18 protein-coding genes are annotated in these 24,876 nt (G+C 53.2%); 16 read left to right on the forward strand and 2 right to left on the reverse strand.

Going from position 1 to position 24,876, the window contains the following annotated elements:
- Window positions 1–24 precede the first annotated feature (24 nt).
- From Q3O59_RS03610 to Q3O59_RS03640, 7 genes are all read left to right on the forward strand, one after another.
- Entirely contained in the window at window positions 25–1,032 is a 1,008-nt protein-coding gene (locus tag Q3O59_RS03610; protein WP_305944268.1) for an NAD-dependent epimerase, read from the forward strand.
- 45 nt (window positions 1,033–1,077) lie between these two features.
- Window positions 1,078–2,211: a GNAT family N-acetyltransferase gene (locus tag Q3O59_RS03615; RefSeq protein ID WP_305944269.1), complete on the forward strand. Its 1,134-nt coding sequence runs from the start codon at window positions 1,078–1,080 to the stop codon at window positions 2,209–2,211.
- Window positions 2,208–3,299 carry a GNAT family N-acetyltransferase gene (locus Q3O59_RS03620; protein ID WP_305944270.1) on the forward strand — a complete coding sequence of 364 codons (1,092 nt, stop codon included), beginning with the start codon at window positions 2,208–2,210 and terminating at the stop codon, window positions 3,297–3,299. Before Q3O59_RS03615 ends, Q3O59_RS03620 begins: the two co-directional genes overlap by 4 nt.
- A gap of 63 nt (window positions 3,300–3,362) precedes the next feature.
- Window positions 3,363–4,838, forward strand: coding sequence for an O-antigen ligase family protein (locus tag Q3O59_RS03625; protein WP_305944271.1), 1,476 nt, complete (start codon window positions 3,363–3,365; stop codon window positions 4,836–4,838).
- 7 nt (window positions 4,839–4,845) lie between these two features.
- On the forward strand, window positions 4,846–6,780 hold the full coding sequence (gene asnB / locus Q3O59_RS03630) for an asparagine synthase (glutamine-hydrolyzing) (RefSeq protein WP_305944272.1): 1,935 nt from the start codon (window positions 4,846–4,848) through the stop codon (window positions 6,778–6,780).
- Complete coding sequence (locus Q3O59_RS03635; RefSeq protein WP_305944273.1) at window positions 6,777–7,883, forward strand: glycosyltransferase; 1,107 nt, start codon at window positions 6,777–6,779, stop codon at window positions 7,881–7,883. The genes asnB and Q3O59_RS03635 overlap by 4 nt, the downstream gene beginning before the upstream one ends.
- Window positions 7,883–9,313, forward strand: a complete 1,431-nt coding sequence (locus Q3O59_RS03640) for an oligosaccharide flippase family protein (protein WP_305944274.1) — start codon at window positions 7,883–7,885, stop codon at window positions 9,311–9,313. The genes Q3O59_RS03635 and Q3O59_RS03640 overlap by 1 nt, the downstream gene beginning before the upstream one ends.
- Window positions 9,314–9,340: 27 nt before the next feature.
- Here Q3O59_RS03640 and Q3O59_RS03645 read toward each other — a convergent pair whose 3' ends face one another.
- Window positions 9,341–10,945, reverse strand: coding sequence for a phosphotransferase (locus Q3O59_RS03645; RefSeq protein ID WP_305944275.1), 1,605 nt, complete (start codon window positions 10,943–10,945; stop codon window positions 9,341–9,343).
- A 352-nt stretch (window positions 10,946–11,297) separates the two neighbouring features.
- Here Q3O59_RS03645 and Q3O59_RS03650 point away from each other — a divergent pair, with 352 nt between their 5' ends.
- From Q3O59_RS03650 to Q3O59_RS03690, 9 genes are all read left to right on the forward strand, one after another.
- Entirely contained in the window at window positions 11,298–13,019 is a 1,722-nt protein-coding gene (locus Q3O59_RS03650) for an asparagine synthetase B family protein (RefSeq protein WP_305944276.1), read from the forward strand.
- A 4-nt stretch (window positions 13,020–13,023) separates the two neighbouring features.
- Window positions 13,024–14,544 (forward strand): asparagine synthase-related protein, encoded by a 1,521-nt coding sequence (locus Q3O59_RS03655; RefSeq protein ID WP_305944277.1) that lies wholly within the window; start codon window positions 13,024–13,026, stop codon window positions 14,542–14,544.
- Window positions 14,537–16,024, forward strand: a complete 1,488-nt coding sequence (locus Q3O59_RS03660) for a lipopolysaccharide biosynthesis protein (protein WP_305944278.1) — start codon at window positions 14,537–14,539, stop codon at window positions 16,022–16,024. The genes Q3O59_RS03655 and Q3O59_RS03660 overlap by 8 nt, the downstream gene beginning before the upstream one ends.
- Window positions 16,012–17,109: a CapA family protein gene (locus Q3O59_RS03665; RefSeq protein WP_305944279.1), complete on the forward strand. Its 1,098-nt coding sequence runs from the start codon at window positions 16,012–16,014 to the stop codon at window positions 17,107–17,109. The genes Q3O59_RS03660 and Q3O59_RS03665 overlap by 13 nt, the downstream gene beginning before the upstream one ends.
- Window positions 17,110–17,160: 51 nt before the next feature.
- Window positions 17,161–17,886 carry an acetoacetyl-CoA reductase gene (phbB, locus tag Q3O59_RS03670; RefSeq protein ID WP_305944280.1) on the forward strand — a complete coding sequence of 242 codons (726 nt, stop codon included), beginning with the start codon at window positions 17,161–17,163 and terminating at the stop codon, window positions 17,884–17,886.
- A gap of 222 nt (window positions 17,887–18,108) precedes the next feature.
- Entirely contained in the window at window positions 18,109–19,782 is a 1,674-nt protein-coding gene (locus Q3O59_RS03675; RefSeq protein ID WP_305944281.1) for an asparagine synthase-related protein, read from the forward strand.
- Window positions 19,770–21,329, forward strand: a complete 1,560-nt coding sequence (locus Q3O59_RS03680; RefSeq protein ID WP_305944282.1) for an asparagine synthetase B family protein — start codon at window positions 19,770–19,772, stop codon at window positions 21,327–21,329. The genes Q3O59_RS03675 and Q3O59_RS03680 overlap by 13 nt, the downstream gene beginning before the upstream one ends.
- Window positions 21,330–21,338: 9 nt before the next feature.
- On the forward strand, window positions 21,339–22,763 hold the full coding sequence (locus tag Q3O59_RS03685; protein WP_305944283.1) for an oligosaccharide flippase family protein: 1,425 nt from the start codon (window positions 21,339–21,341) through the stop codon (window positions 22,761–22,763).
- Between the two features lie 146 nt (window positions 22,764–22,909).
- Window positions 22,910–23,911: an acyltransferase family protein gene (locus tag Q3O59_RS03690; RefSeq protein WP_305944284.1), complete on the forward strand. Its 1,002-nt coding sequence runs from the start codon at window positions 22,910–22,912 to the stop codon at window positions 23,909–23,911.
- A 43-nt stretch (window positions 23,912–23,954) separates the two neighbouring features.
- On the opposite strand, the gene Q3O59_RS03695 is transcribed toward Q3O59_RS03690, so the two are convergent.
- On the reverse strand, window positions 23,955–24,869 hold the full coding sequence (locus Q3O59_RS03695) for an AAC(3) family N-acetyltransferase (RefSeq protein WP_305944285.1): 915 nt from the start codon (window positions 24,867–24,869) through the stop codon (window positions 23,955–23,957).
- Between the last annotated feature and the right edge of the window lie 7 nt (window positions 24,870–24,876).

Here is a 24,876-nt window from a genome sequence, read left to right on the forward strand (position 1 = left end):
GACCTTTCAAACCAAGGATGAAGCATGAAGTTTTTAGTCACAGGTGCGGCCGGTTTTATCGGCTTTTATGTCTGCCAGCGGTTGCTGGCGCTTGGTCATCAGGTCGTTGGCATCGATAATCTGAACGACTACTACGCGGTGCAGCTGAAGCAAGACCGCTTGGCGCAATTACTGCCCGAATCCAACTTTACCTTTATTGAACTGGACATTGCCAACCGCGACGGCATGGCCGAGCTGTTTCGCCAGCATCAATTCCAACGAGTGATTCACCTGGCCGCTCAGGCCGGGGTGCGCTACTCCATCGAAAACCCCCTGGTGTATGGCGACAGCAACCTCACCGGCATGCTGCATGTGCTGGAAGGTTGTCGGCAGCAACAGGTGGAGCACTTGGTCTATGCCTCGTCCAGTTCGGTCTATGGCATGAACCCGGTGATGCCTTTTTCAGTGCAGGACAGGGTGGACCACCCGGTGTCTTTGTACGCCGCCACTAAAAAAGCCAACGAACTGATGGCGCATAGCTACAGCCACTTGTACCGCATCCCGACCACAGGGCTGCGCTTTTTTACCGTCTATGGCCCCTGGGGCCGGCCGGACATGGCGATGTTTTTGTTTGCCGATGCCATTGCCAACGACAAGCCGATTAAAGTCTTTAATCAGGGCAAAATGCAGCGCGACTTTACCTACATCGACGACATTGTCGAAGGGGTGGTGCGGGTGCAGGATTGCATCCCACAAGCCAACCCAGACTGGGATCCGGCCATCGCTTCGGAAAGTACCGCTCCTTATAAAATTTTTAATATCGGTAACAACCAGCCGGTCGAGCTGATGACTTTTATCGGCCACATTGAGCAGGCGATGGGCAAAGAGGCCATCAAAGAGTTTTTACCGATGCAGGCCGGCGACGTACCTGCCACCTATGCCGATATCGACGACTTAAGCCAGGCGGTTGGTTTTCAGCCGGCAACGCCGGTGGCGACCGGAGTGCAGCGCTTTGTCGCCTGGTATCAGGATTATTATCGGAACCGGAGTTGATCGTTTGCACCGCCGGCGGTTAACTTTGAATGGATACCCGATGCCATGATGCAGCCTGACATCAGCACCCGTTGGCAGCCGCTAAGCGATTGGCGCGCCATTGCTGAGGATTGGCAGCAGCTGGAAGCCCTGGCCGACTGTTCAGTTTTTTTATCCTGGCAGTGGATAGGCACCTGGCTGAAAACCTGGCCAGCTGAACGCTTTTTGCTGCGGCTGTACGAAAGTAGCGAGCAGGGCGCTGAGCTGGTTGGCCTCGCCATCATCAGCCCTGGCTTTGAGCGCCGCCATGGTTTTGTTGCTGCCAGGCAGTGGCGTTTGCATCAAAGCGGTGTGGACAGCCAGGATCAAATCTGGATTGAATACAATGCTGTTCTGTCCAAGCAAGGCTGGGAAGTCAAAGTGCAACAAGCGGCACAAGATTTTGTGTTGCAACAACCTGGCTGGGATGAATTGATTCTGGCCGGCATAGCGCAGCAACAAGCCCTGAGCTGGCACCAGTCTGGGCTGACTGCGGTCCTGGACTGGCAGGCACCTTGTTTTGGTGTTGATTTGCAGCAGCTGCGAGCTCAGGGCGGGGATTACCTGGCCTCCTTGTCAGCCAACTGCCGCTATCAAATCAACCGCAGCAAAAAGCGTTATCAACAGCGAGGTGCCTTACGGCTGGCAAAGCCGCAGGATCTGGCAGAGGCGCAGGCCTGGTTTGCCGCCATTGGCCCCTGGCATCAGCAGCGCTGGGGTACAGGCCCGGGCCAAAGTGGTTTTAGCAACCCGGATTTTATCGGCTTTCACCAGGCCATGTTGGCCGACTATTGGCCGCAGCAGGGGGTAGAGCTGCTGGCACTGATGGCCGGTGATGAGCATCTGGCGACGTTTTATCAGCTGCGTTATCGCCAGCATGTGTATTTTTACCTGGCTGGTTTTAAACCAGAGCAGGACAAACATCTGAAGCCGGGCTTGGTAGGCCACAGCCTTTGCATTGAGCACTACAGTGCCGAAGGGCTGGACTTTTACGACTTTATGGCCGGCGATGAGCGTTACAAGCGTCAGTTGGGGTTTGAGCACAATAGTTTGTGTCAACTGCGTTTGCAGCGCCCAAGATTTGATCTGAGATTGGAAGCCGCCGCTAAAGCTGGCAAGCAACGGCTTAGCGGACTGTTGGGAGTAGGAAAGCGACAATGAATGGAATGATGGAACAGCAGGCAAGCCACCAGACCAGTGACTTGGTATTCAGCGAACTGGCATCCGCCAAGGCGCATCAAGCGGATAACTTTCTCGCCAGTCTGGAAACGGCCAGTCCGTATTTGCACAGCGGTTGGCGCAAGGCGGTACAGCAGGCCTATGGCCATCAGGCAGGGTGTCTGGTCGCACGTGATGGCAGCCAGTCAGAGGCTGCTGTGATAGGGGTTTTGCCCTATGTCCATTTTAAGCGTCCTTTTGCCGCCACCCGGCTTATCTCTCAGCCTTTTTGCGACTTCTCTGGCCCTGCAGCTACCACGCCCGCCATTGCAGCCGCACTGGTGCAACAGCTGCATCGCAATCAGCCGCTGGCGCTGGAAATCCGCTACGGTCAGGCAGAGACAACAGCGCTGGCCAGTCAAAAAGTCCGGATGGTGACAGCCTTACCCGACAGCTCCGAGGCTCTGCTCGCCAGCTACAAACCCAAGCTGCGCAGCCAGATTAAAAAAGCCAGCAAAAATGGCCTGACCGCTGAGGTGCGCACCGATCAGCAGGCGGTGCAGCTGTTTTATCAGGTTTACAGCATCAATATGAAACGCCTCGGCTCACCACCGCACAGTCTGGCCTGGTTCGAGGCGATTTTGCAGCATTACCCGCAAGGGCAGGCTGTAATTGGCCTGGTCTGGTTTGAGCAGCAGGTGGTCGGTGCTGGTCTGGTATTGCTGCAAGGGCAGCAGGCCGTGATCCCCTGGGCCTCGACCCTGGCCGATTACAACCACCTGGCCCCCAACATGCTGCTGTACTGGACCTTGCAAGCGCATTTAGCCGATCACGGCGTGCGTTTTTTTGATATGGGGCGCTCCACTCCCAACGAAGGCACTTACCGTTTTAAAAAGCAATGGGGCGCGGAGCCTGTTGCGCTCGACTGGCAATTGCTGCAACCCAATCAAGGTCAGGTCAGTCATCTGCTCAGTGCCGATGAAGCCGGGCCATCCCGGCTGCGCGCTTTGGCGGAGAAAAGCTGGCAGCGGTTGCCGCTGACCCTGGCCAATAGCCTGGGGGCTCGTATCCGGCGGTACATTGCCTTATGATGGTTACACTTTATCCAGTATTCGTGTTGATCCGTATCTGCCGCTGCATGCAGGGAGTTGGCTATGTCTAAGTTTGCACTGTTTTTCTTGCTGCTGTACGGCGGTGGCTTGGTGGCTGTGTTGGCTTACAACGGCGCAGCGGCGTTTTTCCTGTACCAGATTGTCTACATGCTCAATCCGGAAAACCGTTGGTGGAGCGCAGATATCCCAAGCATGCGCTATTCCTTTATCACCTCGGTGATGATGCTGTTGGTGTTGGCTGCGAAATACCAGGAGCTCAGCAAAATCAGCCCCTGGACCAAACAGCCGGTATTTGGCTGGATGCTGGTGTTTTTGCTGCTGCACTACATTGCCTTTTTCTATGCCTTGGACCCGGCCGCCCACAGCCGTTTTACCGATTATTTCTGGCGTCTGGTGGTGGTGATGCTGGTGGCCTACAAGTTGCTGAATACCGAGCGTTTATTGAACATTGCCATCTGGGTCTACCTGTTGGGCGCCGCCTATGTCGGCTATTACGGCCACTCGATGGGGCGTGACAACCGGGGCCGCTTGTCCGGCATTGGCATGATTGACACCGCAGCAGATTCCAACCTGGCAGCGGCGGCTTTGGTGCCAGCCGTGGTGTTATTGCTGTACTACGCCTGGCAGGGCAATTGGAAAACCCGGGCACTGGTCTTTATCTGCAGTGCCTTTGTGGTCAATGTGCTGGTATTGCTCAACAGCCGCGGCGCTTTTTTAGGGGTGCTGGCCGGCTGTTCACTCTTTGTATTTTTTATGCTGTTTTCCCGCATTCAAAAAGCCCGGCAGCGGATGGCCGCGGTAGCTATTGTCATCGCGGGCTTATCCGGTGCCTTGTATCTGACCGATGAGTCGTTCTGGAACCGGATGCAAACCCTGCAAGCCGATGAATACGGCCAGCGCGGCGCCGATGGTCGGGGTCGGATGCATTTTTGGTTTGGCACCTTCGATATGATCAAAGATTACCCGCTTGGCATGGGGGTCGGTGGCTACTCGACGGTCAGTGCCATTTATCTGGACCCTACCAAAACCAACTACACCATCGAGCGCCGGGTGCCACACTCCACCTGGTTCCAGGTGCTGGGCGACTTTGGTTGGCTGGGGCTCTTTGTTTTTGTTGGCATGCTGCTGTCAGCACTTCGGATGAGCCATAAAACCAAGAAATACATGATTAAGCAGGGCCGGCCGGAAATTTACCACAAAATCCTGGCACTGGAATGCGCCCTGATTGGCTTTCTGGTAGCGGCTACTTTTATTGACCGGGCCCGGGCAGAAGTGTTGTTCTGGATGATTTTGTTCCTGGCCTCAGCCAGCAATGTCTATTACCTGCAGCATCAGGCAAAAACAGCAACAGCCAGTGCGGCCAAAGCATTGGGCCGCCGAGAGGCTGAGCCAGCAACACTAGCAACAAAGTCGGATTCCGGGCCAGTGATGGAGCGCGACTACAATGGCCCGGTGACCAAGGCGCTACTACGCAAACAAATGCTGGCCGAGCAAGCAGCGCGCAGCAACAAGGAGTAACATCAGCATGTGTGGATTGGCAGGTTTTGTGCGCTTTGGTGAGCCGGTAGAGCAGACCGAAGCGCTGCTTGCAAGCATGGGCGAGGCCATGCTGCACCGTGGCCCCGATGCCGGCGGCCTCTGGTGGGATGAAAAGATGGCGCTGGTGCACCGGCGCTTAAGTATTCTGGACTTGTCCGCCGCTGGCAGCCAGCCGATGCACTCGGCCTGTGGCCGTTATGTTATGGTGTTTAACGGCGAAATCTACAACTTTCAGGCGCTACGGGATGAACTGGTCGCCGCCGGCGAAACCTTTGTCAGCCATACCGACAGTGAGGTGTTGCTGCGGCTCTATCAGCAACAGGGCCCGGCCTGTTTGCAGCGGCTCAATGGCATGTTTGCCATCGCCATCTGGGATAGCCAGCAGCAAAAGCTGTTTTTAGCGCGCGATCGTCTGGGCAAAAAACCTTTGTATCTGTACCAGCAGGGCGATTACTTTGCCTTTGGCTCGGAATTAAAAGCCTTGATGCCACTGCCATTTTTTAACCGCGATCTCAATCTGCAAGCGCTGCAAGACTTCTTCTTTTACCAGTACGTGCCGGACCCCAAAAGTATTTTTAAATACGCCCGTAAGTTGAAACCCGGCCATTACCTGGAGTGGCACCAGGGCAGCTTAACCGAGCAGTGTTATTGGGACCTCAGCTTTGCCAGCAGCAGCGCCGCTTCGGAAGAAGAGCTGTCGCATCAACTGCGTGCGCTGTTGGACGATGCGGTGAAAATCCGCATGGTAAGCGACGTGCCACTGGGGGCTTTTTTAAGTGGTGGGGTGGACTCCAGCGCTGTGGTGGCCAGTATGGCAAAACAGAATGAGCAGCCGGTGACCACCTGCGCCATTGGTTTTGATTCGAAAAAATTCGACGAAGTGCAGTACGCCAAACAGATCGCCCGGCAGTTTGGCACCGATCACCATGAGTTTACCGTTCGTGCCAATGTCACCGACAGCTTTCTAAGCATCAGCCGCTACTTTGATGAGCCCTTTGCCGATCCGTCCTTTGTGCCGACCTACTTTGTGGCGGAGTTGGCCCGCAAAAAAGTCACAGTGGCGCTGGCCGGCGATGGCGGCGATGAAAACTTTGCCGGTTACAGCAAGTACGCGGTGGACCAAACCGAGCAGCAGCTGCGGCAAAAACTGCCGGCCTGGTTGCGTCAGGCCGCCAGTCCACTTGCTGCTCTTGCCGCCAAGCTGCCCGGCACGCCGGCCCGAAAAGCGCACAGCTTGCTGCGCACCTTGTCGCTTAGCCCGGAGCAGGGGTTCTTTTTAACCAACGCCTTTTTTAACCCGCTGCTGTGGCCGCAATTGATCCGGCCTGAATTGGCCCGCGAGCTGGCCGGTTACGACTCGGCGGCAGTCACCACCGATGCCTACCAGGCGGCGGATACCGAGGATCACCTGGGCCGGGTGCTCTACACCGACTTTAAAACCTATTTGCCGGGCGACATTCTGGTCAAAGTGGATCGCATGACCATGGCCAATTCGCTGGAAGCCAGAGCCCCCTTGCTGGATTACCGGCTGGTGGAGTTTGCCGCCACTGTGCCTTCTCGTTTAAAGCTGCATGGCCGCGACAAGAAATACCTGCTCAAAAAAAGTCAGCAAGGCATTTTGTCGCACGATATTTTGTACCGTAAAAAAATGGGCTTCTCCGTGCCGCTGGCCGAGTGGCTGTGCCACGAGCTCAAGCCCATCGGCGATGCACTCTTGCTGGCCAAGGCTCCGGGGCTGGCGCAGTTTTTTGTGCTGCCCAAGGTGCAGCAGCTGTGGCAGCAGCACCAGGCTGGTGATCACCGCTATACCCAGGAGCTTTGGACTTTCCTGGTGTTTGAAGCCTGGTGGCAGCACTACATAGAACCGGCCTTAAGTGCCACAACTCCTTTGAAGCAACAATTTGAGGGTACGGCAGCATGAAGCGAGTGTTGCACATCACCTACGACATGGGCATTGGCGGTACCGAGCAGGTGATCAATCAGCTGATCCGTGGCATGGATAAAAGTGCAGTCGAGCACCGCATTTGCTGCATTGAAGGCAGCGTTGGTGCCATTGGTCAGGCGTTGCAAAGCGAGGGTGTTGGCATTGAGGTGCTGACCCGACAGCCAGGCTTTGATTGGGCGCTCATCAAAGGCATCCGCCAGTTGATTAAAGCGCACCGCATCGATATTGTGCATTGCCATCAATACACCCCCTGGGTTTATGGCTGGTTTGCCGCTTTAGGCACCAAGGCGAAGGTTATTTTTACCGAACACGGCCGCTTTTTCCCCGACCGTCATCGCCGTAAAGCCTGGTTGATCAACAAGCTGATGGCGGCCACCACAGCTAAAATTACCGCCATTTCCAAAGCCACCAAGGCAGCGTTGGTCGAGTACGAATTTATTCCTGCCAGTAAAATCGAGGTGATTTACAACGGCATTAAGCCTTTGGTCAGCACCGAAGCAGGCCGGGCCCAAGCCCGGCAAGAGCTGGGCATAAAGCCTGAACAACGGGTGATTGGCACAGTCGCACGGCTTGACCCGATTAAAAACCAGGCCATGATGCTGGAAGCCTTTGCCTTGCTGGCACCGGAGTTTCCAGATTTGGTGTTGCTGTTGGTCGGCGATGGCCCGGAGCGCCACAACCTAGAGCAACAGGCTGGTCGATTAAATATCAGCGATAGGGTTATCTTTGCCGGCTTTAAAAGCCCAGCCACCGACTACATGGCATTGATGGAGCTGTTTTTGCTGCCATCGCTCAGTGAAGGCACCTCGATGACACTGTTGGAGGCGATGAGCCTGGGGATACCTTGTGTGGTATCGGATGTCGGGGGCAACCCGGAAGTGGTGCAGCATGAGTACTGCGGTCTGGTGCTGGCGCAAAACACGGCAGATACACTCAAGGGATCCGTTGTGCAGTTGTTAGCCAATCCTGCTAAGCATGCTCAGCTGGGGCAGGGAGCGCAGAGCGCCTTTGAGCAGCAATTTTCAGCTAGCGCCTGCTGCACTGCATTTACTGCGCTTTACTTAAAGGCAGGGCATTAATGCGCACTGTTCGCTCTGCTATTTTGCATTCGGCTGCCGGTAAATACCTGATCAAAGTTATTTCACTGATCAGCACCATTGCCATCGCCCGCTTACTGACCCCGGAAGAAATTGGCACCTTTGCCATTGCCAGTGCCTTGGTGATGATTATGGCTGACTTTCGGATGCTCGGCGCCAACACCTACCTGGTGCGGGAAAAAGAGCTGACCAAAGCCAAGATCCAGGCATCCTACGGTTTAACCATCTTGGTCAGTTGGTCACTGGGGGCACTGATTATGCTGTCCTCATTTTGGGTGTCGGATTTTTTTGAGGTTGAAAATCTTGGCATTATCTTTTTTATGTTGTCGACCGGATTTGTATTGGCGCCTTTTATCAGCATTCCCAATGCACTGTTGAGTCGGGAGTATCAGTTTGATCGCATCAGCCTGATAGCCATTACAGCGGCCTGCCTGCAACTGGTCAGCACCATTGGCCTAATATTGCTGGGCTTTAGTTACTATGCCCTTGCCATCGGGCATATCGTCTCTGTTGTGACTACTTTTTGCCTTGGCATGTATGCTACCCGTCAACAGAGCTTGGTGTGGCCGGCATTTAGCCAGATGAAGCCCATTGCCAGCTTGGGTATATACACCACTCTGGGGAAGACCCTGCGCAACATGCAACTGACGGCACCGGATGTCATTATCGGTAAACTTGGCAGCACCGCGCAGGTGGCGATGTTTTCGCGTGGTTTGGGCTTTATCAACTTTGTCACCGATTCTATTTATGCCGGCGTTCGCCCTGTGGTGCAGCCCTTTTTATCGAAAAAGAAAAATGCCGGTGCCGATCTGGCGCAGGCTTACACCCATGCCAGTCACATGCTGCTGGGGATCATATTGCCGGTCCTCAGTGTGACCAGTGTGGTGACCTTGCCAGCCATTCGGATTATGTTTGGCGAGCAGTGGCTGGAAGCCGCGACCCCGGCCAGTATTCTGGCGATTTGGGCGATGTTCAGAGCCATCCACTTGCTGTCTCCTCAGGCGCTGATTGCCAATCATGCTGAAAAAATCATGTTCTACAAAGAGTTGATTGTTTTTTCGCTCTTCGTGGTATTGGTGATTCAAGCTTTTCCTTATGGTTTGACCATGATTGCTTGGGCCTTTGTGGTCACCGGGGTGTTGGACCTACTGCTGTCCAGCCTGGCATTAAGAGCCTATCTTGGTTTGTCGTTGCGCGCTTTTTATCGCGCCATATCACCAGCATTTCTCATCGCGGTGTTGTGTTGGGGTTTTGTGACTTTGGTTGATCTGTGGCGTCCGGTGGCAGAGCAAAGCCTGCCCTTTATTTTGGTGTTGCTGCTGCTGGTGGTTCCACTGGTTTGGTTGATGTTGGTTTTTGTATGCCGCCATCCGGTAAGCGCAGAAATCCAACGTCTGCTGGCCAGAGGCTAGCTAAGATTTAGCTCTGCGCGGAAGATGTTATTTTGCGACAAAAAGCGGTTGTGCGACTTGGGGGCTGTGGTCGATACCACAGCTGCTTGCAGTGTCAAAAAAGTGATCAATAATCTTCGCTGTGTGTTCCGATAAGTGACTACGGCCAGAAAACCCGTCAAACTGAACCTGGTGCGCCAGGGTAATTAACCAGTGCAATCTGGTCCACACCGGGTGCTGTGACAAAGGACAGCCTAAGGCATCATAGGCTTGTTGGGTAAAAGCGCCCAGCCGCTCCGCGTCACGATCTGCATGGAGTACCATTTTAAAAGCATCGTATTGGTTCTTGCTTTGCCTGCTGCATCGACTGAACAGGTAAGACAGCAAGTTTAGAGGCAAAGGACCCTCTAAGGTGCTCTCATCCCAGTCAATGATAGCAATGGCGTTTTCGCTGCTGTCATAAAGGACGTTGCTTTGGCTTAAATCGTGATGCACAACCCCAAGCGGTACGGTTTGAAAGCAGCAACAACGCTCAAAATAGTAGCGAACTTTGTTGAGTTGGCTTTCGGATAAAAAGCCGGTCAGTTGTTGGTAGCTGTGTTCCAATAGCGACAGCCTTGGAGAAGCATCTGCAGCATGGTGTTTGCTGCTAAAGCTGCGAAGGTGGGTCAACACCTGCAACATAATTTGCTGCTCCAGCTGGATATCCCCTAAGCTTTTTAATGGCAGACCGCTACAGCTTGTTTCAACAAAGCTGGCGTATTCCTCTACCTTTGTCTCGAGCAGCATTTGCGGTATCTTTATGCCACGCTCGGGCGACAATTCCTTTAGTACAGCTGCGTTATGACGGGCATCCAACGCAGCTCTGTCGGATAACGTCATTTTACCAATGATGGTGGTGCCAGCTTGCAGGAATAAAATTAGTTTGTCTTTTTGACTGACCAGGATCTGTTGCAGCGAGACTGACCTGGGGGCCAAAGCAGTTGCTATCTGATGCAGCAAACTGTGAACTGGTGTGGGGGCTTGCTCTGCAGGCTGCATGGCAAATGAAATGGCGTGATCTGCCAGCTGTTTGTTCAAGGTGTGTTTTGTTTTCGCTTGAGTGGCGTCAACCGATGTCCGCGAGCAGGGGGTAAAGCGTTTGATGCTACCATCGAGGACGCGCTCGACCAGATAGCCACCCAGGTTCTGTTGCCATGATGGCAGCGCTTTGCAGATGGACTGCTCAGGATCTGGCAGCAGAGCTGTTGCCAGCTTTCTTAGACGTCGTCGTAGCTGAGTTTCCTGCGTTTTACGCAGCAGGCTGGCGCTGGTGAGACGACGAAAGAAAACAAGGCGGCCAAGTTGGCCACCAGCCTGATGAATGCGAGCTACCCAAGTGGCCAGGCCCCTGATGGCCATTGGGCTTAAGGTATCCAAAAAAATAAAGGTGTAACCTAGCTCTGCTTGCAAAACCCGTTGGTCGAAGTCATTTTCTAATCTGGAGAGCTCAGTTGTTTCTGTGCCGGTGAGCCAATCGGTCAGCTGCTGTCGTGTATGAAACTCTTTAAGACTACCCAGTGCAACATGACCCGGTTGTACCCAGAGTGACAGTGCCTGTGCCTTGCTGGTTGTTATGGGTAGGAGGGGGATAACTTCTTTGGGTAGCTGCACGACAACTTCCTATATCACTTCATTTGATGGCTATTACCGATGCAAAAAGCGTAAGCAATCTCACTGACGTGCAGTTCTATACGGCAACCTTTGTATGATACCAAGATCACAGTTCAGGATAAATACTATTTCGATGCACGCGAAGCTAAACATTTACCAACCGATTATTTACATAGCCAATGCTGGATGACTCATTGCGAACTCTGTTGTATGTCCGGGTATTTTTCTGCTTAAAATTTAGCCATTTCTGTATTTGGCTGCTAGTGTAAATGGGGACAACATAGCGCCTTCGGTCAATTCAGGAGCAGCGCAGTTCTATTTTAGCTAAAAACAAGCAGCAGGCAGGAAGCGTATGCAACAGTCATTGATCAGGGTTGGTCAGAAAACCTCAAACACCACGTCCGATTATTTTGAGCAGCAGTTCGCCTCACAGCAGCAAGTGCAACGATTTTCGTTCAGTCTGGCCAGCAATGGCAACGTACAGCGTGATGGCGATAATCTGTTGTTGGTGCTTGGCACACCCTTGCCAGCCATTGATCCCATGCCCGCCAACTGGCAGCAGGCGATGCAAGAGCTGCCGCAGCGGGAAGGGGTTTTTGTGGCACTGTTCTGGGATGACAAAGCCCGCAAGTTGGTGTTGTGCACAGACATCCTGGGCTTGCAGCCTTTGTACTGGAAGCAAAGCAGCACAGAGGTGGTTTTTTCAGATTGCACCCGGGCTTTTGTCGGGGATCACAGTCCGGTCGGCTGGGGCGCTTTTTTAGCCCTGGGCTATACCTTTGGCTCGGATACCCTGACCAGCGATGTAGCACGAGTGCCGCCCGCCACCCTGATGCTGGTTGAGCCCGATCCCATCCGGGTCGAGCAACAGACTTACTGGACCTTTGACTATCGCCGCAGCTCAGGCAGCATTACTGAAGTGCTGGAAACCTTGCATCAAAGTGTGGACCTGGCATTGCAACCCTGTCAGCAGCAACAACACAGCATTTTATTGAGTGGTGGTTATGATTCCCGGTTGATTGCCTTCTTGTTAAGCAAGCGCTCCCTCGATCTGAATGCGATCATTGTCTCGCACGCAGACGAGAACCTGGATTTGGATGGCCGCTCTGCCATGGCCGTGGCTCGTCACTTAAAGATCCCTTACCAGCTGGCTAGCCCTGAGAAAGACTTTTTCTCCACGCCTGCTTATCTGGATTACCTTGAGGCTTCTGAAGGTCTGGTACCCAGCCTTTATCTCTTTATCAGTCAGGTGGCGCACTTTGTCGAGGCTGATGTGTTGTGGGAAGGGTTGTTGCCGGGTAAAACCTTAAAAGCCAGTGAAGATGACTTTGATGAGTTTCAGGCCACAAAAATTAAATGGCATCATCACCGGATTTGGCGTGATGCCGAACTGGTGTTTGGCAAGTCCCATGCAACTGAGATGTGGCAGGCCTTTGAAAGCAAATGGCAGCAACAAAAAGCCAGCTTTAGCAACGACAGCGATGGCACTGCGTTATTTAACTACGCCCACCGTACCCGGAATCGATACGGGTTAAACCCCTTTAAAGTCTTTCAGCAAAAATCCAGAGTCTGCATGCCAGGCATGACCCGTGACTATCTGTTGGCAACCATGGCAATCGATCCAGCCCGCAAGCAAGGCAACCAATTTTATCAGCAGCTGTATCGTAAGATTGATCCGGCCGCATTGCATTTTCCGGTTGTGCACGGCTCGAAGCCTGATTTGCTGCAATCCCGAAGGCTTTCCGATCATTTGTTTATGGGGCGCATGTCTGCTCATCACTTTTTACAACAGCGGCCCAGGCTGATGAAGTTATTGCGGTTAAACCCAAGCAACCGCAAGCCATTGCCCTCGAACTATCTGAGCAACCCCTTGCTGTGGCAGCAGCAAGATAGCGTGGTGGAACCCGGGTTTTTGGCAAAGCTGCAACAAGGCGAGCCGGTCCCGGCACAAGCTCTGCAGTTGTTGTTTTACTGGCGGGTCTGGCAATGGCTGCGACAAAAGCCGCTGGCGGGTTATTTTGCCCACACCGCGGATCGGGCTGGCTTTGCCAGCCGCAATGGCACTCAAGGTTGAGCGCATGGCTGCTTCGGCATTTTTTGAATTAGGTACCAAACAAGATTTCTGCTTGCGGCTCCGAATAGAGCAACAAAGGTTGATCTTCGAAGGTGAGCCACAAGGTTTTGTTGGCTATCGGTTGGACAAAGCGTGCGATGATGGTGTTTTTGTTCGCTGGCACTATCAGGATGGGCGTTTCACCCTAACGACCGATCGTCTTGGCTTGTTTCCACTGTACTACCTCAAAACGAAGCATGGGTTACTGCTGAGCAATTCGGTGCCGTTGATTCGGCAGCAGCATGAGTTGGATGTCGATACCGAAGCGCTTAGCCTGTTTTTGCGATTGGGGTTTTATCTGGGAAGCGATACCGCTTTCAAAGGGTTGCTGCGGCCAGAAGGGCAGCTCAACATCCGGGCCGATTCATCAGGCATTCAGCTGGATACCGTCAGGCCGACGCCCGCAGCGCCTGCAGGCTCGCATACGGTAGCTTGTTATCAACGATTGATGGAAGCCTCCCTGGCTCTGGTATGCGAAGAGAAGCAGCCGCTTTACATGCCACTGACGGGCGGTAAAGACTCCCGGCATATTTTTTTAAGTCTGGCGCGGCAGAATATCAAGCCAGATTTGTGCTACACCGTCAGTGTGCTGGCCCCTCATTACAACGATGATGTGGCGATAGGGCAGAAACTGGCAGCCCTGTTGGCGGTTGAGCACAAGGTGCTGGCTGCTGATCAGTCTTTAATTCCCAGTGAATGCTCTAAAAACCTGAAGACCAACTTTGAAAGCCGGGATCACAGCTGGGCGGCACCGGCGGCTCAGTTTTTTGAACAGGCACCAACAGGCATTGTGTTGGATGGGTTTGGCGGGGATGTGCTTAGCCAGTCTTCGGTAATTACCGCTCAGATGCATCAACTCTATCGTCAACAGGATTGGCGGGGGCTGATACGGGCTTTTGTCAAAGACAACCGCTATTTTGATTGCTGGCTCAACCGGCAGCACCAGGCCTTTATTGCCAGTGATGTCCTGCTGGAGCAGCGTTTGGTGCAGGAACTAAGCAAGTACCGTTCGGATATCAACCCCATGGCGCAGTTCTTTTTCTGGAACCGCAGCCGGCGCAGCATTGCCATCAGCTCCATTCGCTACCTATCGGGCCAAAGCACGGCTTTTATGCCCTTTATGCAAAAAGATCTGGTCGATTTTCTCTTTACCTTGCCGGTTGAACAGTACTTTTCCAACTGCTTTCACAGCGATACCATTCAGCAGCTGGTGCCCGCCAGCAGGGCCTTAGCATTTTCGCAACAACAAGTCGCTGGCAGTCAACTCAATTACCGGCAGTGGCAACGATTGCTGACGGCATTTTTGTGCTACCTTGGTAGCAACAGCCTGCTGTCACCGGCCAGAAAACTCAGAGCCAGCTGTTTGGCCTTGTCCTCTGTCCGTGACCGTTCGCAGCTGGTGCGGTTGCTGTTTTCATTTCGGAAAATTGCTTATTTGCAGGGAGTCCTGATGCACGCTGATTGGAAACCGGGGCGCGATGGCTGAGCCAAGTCTGGGCCAAAAAATAACCACCGGCAGTTTGTGGACCTTGCTGGTGCGTTGGGCGTCCCGCTTGCTGGGCATTGTTTCGGTTATCATCATTGCCCGTATCCTGTTGCCCGAAGATTATGGCTTGATTGCCAAAGCCATAATGTTCTCGACGTTTATTCAGCTGATGACGGAGTTTGGTCTGTTGACGTCACTGGTGCGCAATAAAGATGCAACGGTACAGGACTACAACACCGTCTGGACCCTTAGCCTGATCCGCGGTTGGCTGCTTGGTGTGATCATCGCTGCCACCGCCGGTTTTTGGGCTGGTTTTTTTGACGAGCCGGCCATTTATCCGGTGATTTTTGCATACGCTGCTGTTGCGGTGTTGCATGGTTGCATCAATGTTGGGGTGGTGGACTTTCAGCGCGAGATGCGTTTTGACCGGGAGTTTCGCTTTACCCTGACAGCCCGGGTGGTTGAGTTTCTGGTCACAGTGACCGTTGCTATCAGCTATCAAAGTTACTGGGCCTTTCCACTGGGATCCCTGGCCGGGGCTTTGGTCAAAGTTGTGTTGAGCTATTGGATGTCACGATTCCGGCCACGTCTGAGTCTGGCTTCTTTTCAGCAGGTATTTAATTTTTCCAAGTGGTTCTTTGTCTATGAATCGCTCAAAGCCGTCTCCATTAAATTGGATACCTTCTTGCTCAGTAAACTGAGTACCACGGAAAATCTGGGTTTGTATACGGTGTCCAAAGAAATCGCTGGCATGCCTTCCACCGAAATTGCCATGCCGGTGGCCAGAGCATCCTTGCCAGCGCTGGCCAAGCTGGTGGATGAGCAGCTGGCTTTTCGACAGCTCTACACCCAAATTTTAGCCTCGGTATTGTTCCTGGCGATCCCGGCCGCAGTTGGCTTAAGTTTGCTGGCTGATCACATCATTTTGCTGTTGCTGGGGCCCAACTGGTCTGGTGCGGCTTTGTTTTTGCAAATTCTGGCTTTTGTTGGGGTGACACGGGTGAACGTTGCCTGCGCGGTGTCGGCTTTGTCGGCGGTAGGCAGAGCCGATTTGCTGGGGCGTTACTCCTTCTACATGCTGCTGATTAAGGCAACTGCCATGAGCATCGGGATTTATCTCGGCGGGGCTGAAGGACTGGTTTGGGGCGTCTTGCTGTCCAGTTTGATTGGCATGGGTGTGATTCAATGGATTCAGCGTGGACTTGGCCTGATTGACTTTCGCTTATTGTACCGACAACTGTGGCGCGTACTGAGCGCCACGGTGGTGATGGTGGTGGTGGTGCTGCTGCTGCGTGAACTTCCACTGATCGCTGACATCGGCCTTGTTGGTTGGCTCAGCATACCGCTGGCGCTGATCGGTGCTTTGAGCTATGCCTTAAGTCTGTTCTTTTTCTGCATGCTCTCTCGCTGGCCGGATGGGCCGGAAAAAGCGCTATTTGAGCTAACCTTGGGGAGGTACGTGAGCAAGTGGTCAGGTTAGCCTTTGCCGGAGATCTGTGTTTAACCAGTGTCAAGCATGTGCCATATTCGACGGCTGAGCAGGCATTTGCCGATATTGCCGCCTTGTTCGAACCTTTTGACATTGCCTTTGCCAATCTGGAGTGCTGCTGTACGGAGTCGTCGTTCGAAACGATCCGCATGTCGGTCCCCATTGAACAACTGCCCCCCTTGCAAGCTTTAGGGGTCGATGTGTTTTGTCTGGCGAATAATCATGTGAAGGATGCGGGGGCAGATGCTTTGCTGCAGATGCAAAGACACATCCAGCACAGTGGCTGCCAGTTTGTGGGGGCCGGTGCCAATGCCGAGTCTGCTAACCGCATGCTGGTGCTGGAAAGCTGCGGTTTGACGCTGGGGGTGTTGAATGTCACCGATGCCAGTCATTATGCGGCCAGTGCGCAAGAGGCTGGAGTCGCGGCGCTGCACAAAAGCAGCTTGCTGCAGCAAGCCCGTCGGTTGTCTGCTCAGGTCGATGCCTTGGTGGTGATTGTTCATGCCGATCTCGAGTTCACCAATTACCCGGCTCCCTGGCGAGTACGGTTGTCGCGGGCTCTGGCGCCTTATTGCAAAGTAGTGGTGCATCATCATCCTCACACCTTGCAAGGCGTTGAAGTGTACAAAGGCTGCGTGATTGCCTATTCGTTGGGAAATTTCGTGTTTCCAGTTCACCGGGCTCGCTACATGCACAATCGTCCGGGGCAGGTCGAGCAGGGCATGGTGCTGGCTGTCTCTTTGGTGAAGCAGGCGGGCAGGGTGGAAGCCCAGTTGGACAAGGTGATCCCGACCCGTATTGGTCAAAATGGCTTTTTAACCGCAGTGACTGAATCGCAGCAGTTGCATGCTCAGCAGCAGTTGGCACTGTACTCCAGTCGTTTGGGCGATGCTGGCTTTTTACGGGCGCATCACTTTCAATTGTGCAAGGCGCAGTTCAAAAAATTTGTGATGGGCACTTACTACACCTACCGCAAAGAGGGCATCCAGCAGGCGTTTGCTTATGTTCGGATGCATTTTCGAACCGATCAGCATCGCAACTGGTTAAAAAGCTTTTTTACATTCGGCTTTTTTTAGCGGTATAGTATTCACCCTCAATCAGGAATGGTGAAACGAAAAGGAATTGTTATGAGCAAAGTAGCATTGATTACCGGTGGTACCCGTGGCATCGGCCGGGCGATATCTGAAGCCTTTTTACAACAAGGCTACCGGGTTGCGGCTGTGTATGCTGCCAATGATGAAGCGGCGCAGGCTTTTCATCAGGAAACCGGTATTCCAGTGTATCAGTGGGATGTCAGTGATTTTAACGCCTGCCAGCAAGGCATTGCTCAGGTAGAAGCTGATTTGGGGCCGGTGGAGATCCTGGTCAACAATGCCGGTATTACCCGCGATGGCATGTTCCATAAAATGACGTTTGAGCAGTGGCAGGCCGTGATTAACACCAACCTGAGTTCCTTGTTCAATATGTGCCGCCCGGTGATTGAAGGCATGCGTGAGCGGGGTTTTGGCCGCATTATTAATATCTCATCGATCAATGGTCAAAAAGGTCAGGCAGGCCAAACCAATTACAGCGCGGCCAAAGCAGGCGAGCTGGGTTTTACCAAGGCACTGGCGATGGAAAATGCCCGCAAAGGCATTACCGTCAACGCGATTTGCCCTGGTTACATTGCCACCGACATGGTCAATGCGATGCCGGCAGAGATAGTGAACGAAAAAATCGTACCGCACATTTTGGTCGGCCGCCTGGGACAACCCGAGGAAATTGCACGCTGTGCCGTTTTTCTGGCTTCTGCCGATGCTGGCTACATTACAGGCTCCACACTTTCAGTCAATGGTGGTCAGTACATGGCCTAGCCAGCCAATCTCAAGTTCGTTAAGGACCGATTTTGCCCAAGCCGCCGTTTTCAGGCGGCTTTTTCGTTTTTCCCTTGCGCTGGTGTCTCTGCTCGACTATCTAATTGTCATTAAACTGCAATCAAAGCCACCTATGCTCAGCATCATGCATGGGTATGACAACCAGATGACAGCAGCAACAGCCAAGGCGTCGTTGCGGCATGTCAGAAGCAAAGGACTGTGATGAAGCAGGCAGTAATTCGACTGGGCCAGCAAGCGACCATTCCGCTGGCACCAACCACCATCGAACGCTTAGCTGCGGTGCCGGAAATTTCGGTACCGGGCCTGACGCTGCAAAGCAGCATCGCGCCCCAGCGCGATGGCGATAACCTGCTGCTGGTGTTGGGCACCCCCTTACCGGCCATTGAAATCATTCCTGCCAATTGGCAAGCCGCCATGCAGCAGTTGCCACAGCGCGAAGGTGTATTTGCTGCGCTGTTTTGGGATGCACAGGCGCAAAAACTGGTGATTTGCACCGATGTGCTGGGTTTGCAGCCTTTGTACTGGCAACGCCGTCCGGGCGAGGTGGTGCTATCCGATAAAACCACCACTTTTGTTGGGTCGGCCGATTTGGCCGGTTGGGGCGCGTTCTTGGCGCTGGGCTACCCGCTTGGAGCCGATACCCTGACCAGCGAGGTGAAACGGCTGGATCCAGCTACTGTCTGGGTGTTGGAGCAGAATGGCGAAATCAGCCAGCAGCAGCGTTACTGGCAATTTGACAGCGAAGCTCCAGCGGCTTCGATCGATGAAGTCGCCAGCGCCTTAGGGCAGAGTGTTGACTTGGCCATTGCCGCAGTGCCTGATACCGAGCACGGCATTTTGCTCAGTGGCGGTTACGACTCGCGGTTAATCGCTTTTTTGCTGCACCAACGTCAAGTGTCGATGCGAGCCACCATCGTATCGCACTACGATGAAAACCTGGATGCCGATGCCCGCTTTGCCAAGGCCATTGCCCGGCATTTGCAGATCCCTTTTCGTTTACAGCTGCCTGAGCAAGACTTTTTTTCCAGCCCGGCTTATCTCGATTATCTGGCAGCTTCCGATGGCGAAATACCCAGTTTGTATCTTTTTATCAGTCAGGTTGGTCAGTTTATCGATGCGCCTGTGGTGTGGGAGGGGCTGTTGCCCGGCAAAACCCTAAAAGCCAGTGAAGCCAGCTTTGCGGCTTTTTGGGCCGCCAATGTCAAAGACTTTAAGCAGCCGCAATGGCGTGCCGCCGAGTTGGTGTTTGGCGCTGAGCAAGCGGCTGCCATGTGGCAAGCCTTTACCGAGCGCTGGCAACAAGAGCAGGCTGTTTTTCCAGACAGTGGTGAAGGTACCGCCCGCTTTAATCTGGCTCATCGCGCCCGCAACCGGGTTGGGCCCAACCCGTTTAAAGTCTATCAGCAAAAAGCAACGGTTTTGATGCCGGGAATGAGCCGGGCCTATCTGCAAGCGGCCATGTCGGTGCCGCACAGCAGCAAGCAACAGCATCAGTTTTACCAACAACTCTTTGCCCGCCACTACCCGGATGCATTGCGCTTTCCAATCGCGCATGGCTCTGTGGTCTCCCCCATGCACAGCCGCTCTTTGGTCGATTACGGCTTTTTGGCGGCCCTGGCCTGCCACAACCGGCTCAGTCGGTATCCGCGCTGGATGAAGCGGTTGGGGTTGAAGCCCGCCGCTGGCTTTTCCAGGTCCCGTTTTCTCGATCCCAGTCGGTTGGCCGGGCAGGGAGCGTTGGATCTGAACCCCGCTTTGATGGCGAGCATTGAAAACGGCAGCGAATTGCCAGAACAAGCCATCAGGCTGCTGTTTTACTGGCGCTGCTGGCAGGGGTTGCGGCATAAAAACTTGAGGGACTTATGGCCGGACTAACAGCGCCGAGGGTTGCGGCCTCAGTGCGCAAAACGCAGCTGCAAACCGGCCGTCGGGATGATTTTATCTTGCGTTTGCAACAGCAGCCGGGGGCTGTGCTGCTGGAAGGCGAGCCAGAAGGCTTTTATGGCTACCAGCTAGCTGGCGACACGCCGGATGACGGCGCCTTTGTACGCTGGTCTTTAAAGCAGGGCCGTTTTGAGCTGTCGGCGGACCGACTCGGTTTGTACCCGCTGTATTACGTTGAAATGGACGCGCAACTGGTGATCAGCAATTCGCTGGCGCTTTTGGCTGAGCGCTTTCCGTTGGAAACCGATGCCGAAGCGGTGGGACTCTTTCTGCGGCTTGGTTTTTACCTGGGCAGCGATACGGCCTTTTTAGGCGTTAAACGAGCCGAAGGCCAGCTGAGGGTGCAGCTGGATGACACCGGCCTGACCATCGAAAGCCGTCGGCCAGAGCTTAAACGAATGTCGCAGCCCTTTAGCGCGGCCCGCTATCAGCAATTGTTTGCTGGGGCGCTGGCAAAGCTTCGTGGCGCTCAGTTGCCGCTGTATGTGCCACTGACCGGCGGCAAAGACTCGCGCCATATTTTGTTGACCGCCAGTTCCCTGGGTTTGCCGATTAAAGAAAGCTACACCACCCGGGTCCTGTCGCCTCACAGCAACGATGACGTAACCATAGCCCGAGAGCTCTGCCAGCGGCTGCAGGTGCCTCACCGGGTACTGGATTCAGAGCAGCGGCTGCACAATGCCGAACAGCAAAAAAACATCCGTACCAGTTTTGAAACCTACGATCATTTTTGGATCAATCAGGTCGGCCAGTACATGACACAAAAAACGCCGGGCCTGGTGCTGGACGGCTTTGGTGGGGATGTGCTCAGCCAGTCGAAAGTCGTGACGCCGCAGATGCATCGGTGTTATCAGCAAGGCGACTGGGCCGCATTAGCGGCTTTAATTGCACCGATGGATCCTTATTTTGAAGCCTACTTTCAAGCCAGGCCCGAGTTTTTAGTGTCGCCAGAGCGACTGCAAGCGCGGCTGCAAGCCGAGTTGGAAAAGTTCGCCGACGAGGTGATTCCGGTGAAAAGCTTTTACTTCTGGAATCGCAGCCGCCGCGCCATTGCCATCAGCAGTTTTCGGCAATTAAATGGCAACAGCCAGGCTTTTTTCCCCTACATGCAAGCCGAACTGTTTGATTTTCTGCGGGCACTGCCGGAAGATTTGTATTTTTCACAGCAATTTCATGCCAACTGCATTGCGCAGGCCTTTCCTGAGTTTGCCGATATCCCCTTTGCCAGCAACAAAGCGCGCGGTGATGCCCTGGCCGGCAGGCGAACCCTGTTTAATGTGCTGGCTTTGATGCGGGAAATTGCCCAGGCCGATTTTATCGCGGCGCCGATGCGCTTGCGTGCGCTGCTATCCTGTCTGCGGTCCAGCACGGTGAAAGACAGTGCGGTGACCTTTTTTTATTTTTTCCGACCGATGATTTACCTGAATCAGCTGCGCCATTGGCGTTTTCCCAAACGTGAGCATCTGGGGCATGGCTAGCGGTGGTGCATGAGTAAAGTTAAACAGGCCATTATCAACGCCTCCATTACCTCGGTGTTGCTGCAAGGCATTGCGCTTTGCTCGGCCATTGCCGTAGCGCGGCTACTGACGCCCGAAGAAATCGGCACCTACGCCGTGGTGGCGGCTTTGGTGATGATTCTGTCGGAGTTTAAGGCGCTGGGCGCCGGGGTGTATCTGGTACGTGAAGAGCAGATAGACAGCGGCAAAGTGCGCAGTGCCCTTGGCCTAACCATGTTGATGTCCTGGTTGCTGGCGGCGGTGATCCTGCTGCTGGCTGTGCCCATAGCGCGTTATTACCGGATTGAGGAAGCGCCGCTGTTGCTGCTGATGCTGGCTTCAACCTTTGTCATCACGCCCTACGTCAGCATTCCTTATGCCTTGCTGGTTCGTGCCATGGACTTTGGCGCCTTGCGCACCATCAAGCTGGTCAGTGCTTTGGCCTCTTTTGGGGTGACCCTGGCTGGTATTGTCTGGGGGCTGAGCTTTTATGCCCTGGCGCTTGGGTACGCCTTTGGCTTTGCAACCCAGCTGGGGTTGCTTAATAGGCTGTATCGACCTGCACAGATGCAGTACCGCCCTCAGTTTTGCCAGCTGCAGAGCATTGCCAGTCTGGGTTTGCTGACCACAGCGGCGGAATTTATGAAACGCGCCAGTCAGGTGATGCCGGACCTGGTGATTGGGCGCCTGGGGACTACCTTTGAAGTCGGTATCTTCTCCCGCGGCCAGGGCTTTGTGCAGTTTCTATCCGATGGCTTGCGCATGGGGGTGGGCATTGTGTCCTTGCCCTACCTTTCCGAAATCAAACGCAGTGGTGGCGATCTGGCCGCTGCCTACATCCGCGGCAGTGCCTTGTTCAATGCCTTGGCATGGCCGGTGCTGGCAGTCGCAGCCTTGGCCAGCTTGCCGGTGATCCGGGTACTCTTTGGCGACCAATGGGATGCCGCTGCGCCCATCGCTTCGGTATTGATGCTTTGGGCGGGGTTAAAAACACTGCATTTTCAGTTTCATAGTTTTGTGATTGCTCTTGGCCGACCCTGCTTGACCCTGTGGCGAGAGGGCGGCAACGCACTAGCGACTCTGCTGATGTGTGCTTTGTTGTACTCTAAAGGCTTGCAGGCAATGGCCGCTGGCTTTGTGGTCATTGCATTGATTGAAGCCGCTGTTTTGTTGTGGCTGTTGCAAAGCCAGATTGATCTGAATATCAAGTATTTTATTCGAACCATGTTGCAGAATGCAGTCATCACACTGCTGTGTCTGATGCCGGTATGGGGCTTTCATCAGCTGTATGACTTTCAGCAAGGTCAACCCTGGTTGATTGTGGCTAGTATAGCGCTGCTGATGCCATTCTGGTGGTTGTTGTGGTTGAAGCTGTTGCGTCATCCGTTATTCACTGTATTAGTTTCAAACCAGTGATTTGATGTCACAAAGCGACGTTAGATTGTGCTGCTGGTGTTCTTCGTATTAGGGTGGTGAGAGTCGTCGGTTTGTAATGACATTGTTTTTGGGCTATATTCCGGCTGGAACCTTTTATGAGTGGCGTTTTAACTTAAGGAAGAGTCATGTCACCTAAACTGAATTATATTCATTACTTCAGAGCATTAGCCATTATTTTTATCGTTTCGGGGCACTCCATCGATATATTTGACTGGCCTGATGGAAGTGAGTTAGAGCGTTGGCTTCGTATCTTTATATCCAATGGTAGTGCGCTCTTTGTTTTTATAGCTGGCTATCTTTTTCAACATTTACTTGTTAAGTTTGATGCGAAAAAGTACTACAAGAATAAGCTGACCAATGTTTTGCTTCCTTATTTAATTGTATCGATCCCTGCAATAATTATATTTACGTTTATCATCGAAAGAGACCGAGTGCCAGCAGACTTATACGACTCGAGCTACATAAACATTATCACGTATTTTATCTTGACGGGAAGACACCTTGCTCCATTATGGTTTATCCCCATGATAGCGATATTTTTTATGGTGGCGGTTCCATTGAAGAACCTTGATAAAAGCCGGTTTTTTTACATGCTTCTCCCCATCCTTATACTCATATCGTGCGTCATCCCAAGGGGAGGGATGCCATACCAAAACTTCACACATTTCTTTTCGATATACATGTTAGGAATGTTTTGCAGTCACTACAAAGATCAAATTAACGATGTTATCTCTAAACCGTCGTTCTTAATTGCATCCCTTTCCCTAGTCGTTGCATTTGCATTCTCAGAGTTTTACTACACCACGAGAACGATGACTTGGTTGAACTTTCTTCAGAAATGCTTTGCCAGTATTTTCTTTCTTGGCTTATTGTATAAGTTTAATTATAAGCTTACCTCCAAGCTTCTAAGTAAAGTCGCTGATTATAGTTTTGGTGTGTTTTTTATACACTCTTATATCATATCATTTGGCAAAGTTCTTTACGCTCATTTATACGATGAGCCTGTTAGGTTTCACCTTATTCTCTATGTAGCTTGCATCCTGTTAACCTTTTCTATCTGCCTATTGATTGTGGATGTTGTCAAATTGATATTTAAATCCAGAAGTCGCTATTTAGTGGGCTCTTAGTGTTCGCCGAGCATGCATCCGCTATGCTTCATAGGGATAAAACTTATCGGGTGTGTTCACCTTCCAATTTCTGGCTATAAATCGTAATGCCCTGCTCGGCCAGGTGCTGCAAGTGGCGGTAAAAATCCGCCGCTGGAATGAACCAGCTGGTGCCTGCACCGACCTGGCCTTCGTGCAACAAGCCTGCTCTTAGAAACTCCTGCCGGAAATACTGCCGCAGATCCTCGCGTGAAGGGTGATCAATGCGCTGGCTGGCCAGCGCTTTGTTGTAAGAGCGCACCGGCACTTGCCAAACTTTGTCGTTGGCATCAATGCAAGGGATCTGGTGCTCTTTATCCCATACGGGCAGCGGGTAAGCCTCACCCAGGGTATCTTCCAGCAGATGATAAAAGGTGACCGGCCCCATGCTGATGCCCAGCCCCAGCACCTTGGCTTGTGGCATCTCCAGAAAGCGCTGCCAGGGCGAGCCTTCGCCAAACACCGATGGCGCTTGATGATGGCCATTGGTCAGGTAATCCGCGTCTTTGCCCCAGGCGGCGACCGAGTGGGTCGGGTGCAGGCTGCGCTTAACCCCGGTCGATTTTAAAAAGGTTTCCGGCAAGCGCCCCATATGGGTGCCATGGATGCGAGGATCAAACTGGTAATCATCAAGCTGGCAGGTGGCATCAATGGTACCGCCGGGCAAATAGTAGGCTGGCAGTAAAATATTGCCATCGGGGCCAACGCTTTGTTGCAAAGCAGCAATCACCGCAGCAGGGCCCCCTTCGACATAGCCTAAACTGCGCAACGACGAATGCAAAAATAGCGTATCCCCCGGCTTTATCCCCAAAGCCGTTAAATCCTCAACCAGCTGCTGCGGAGTGATGTGCTCCGCTTGTTGTTTTACTTTGTGCGCTGAGCGTTGCCGGTTGAGTTGCTCCAAAGCGGATTTAATCAGGTTTTTCACAGAGCGAAGCATGCTGAGT

Origin of the sequence: Alkalimonas delamerensis (genome assembly GCF_030717955.1) — a bacterium.
GTDB classification, from domain to species: domain Bacteria; phylum Pseudomonadota; class Gammaproteobacteria; order Enterobacterales; family Alteromonadaceae; genus Alkalimonas; species Alkalimonas delamerensis.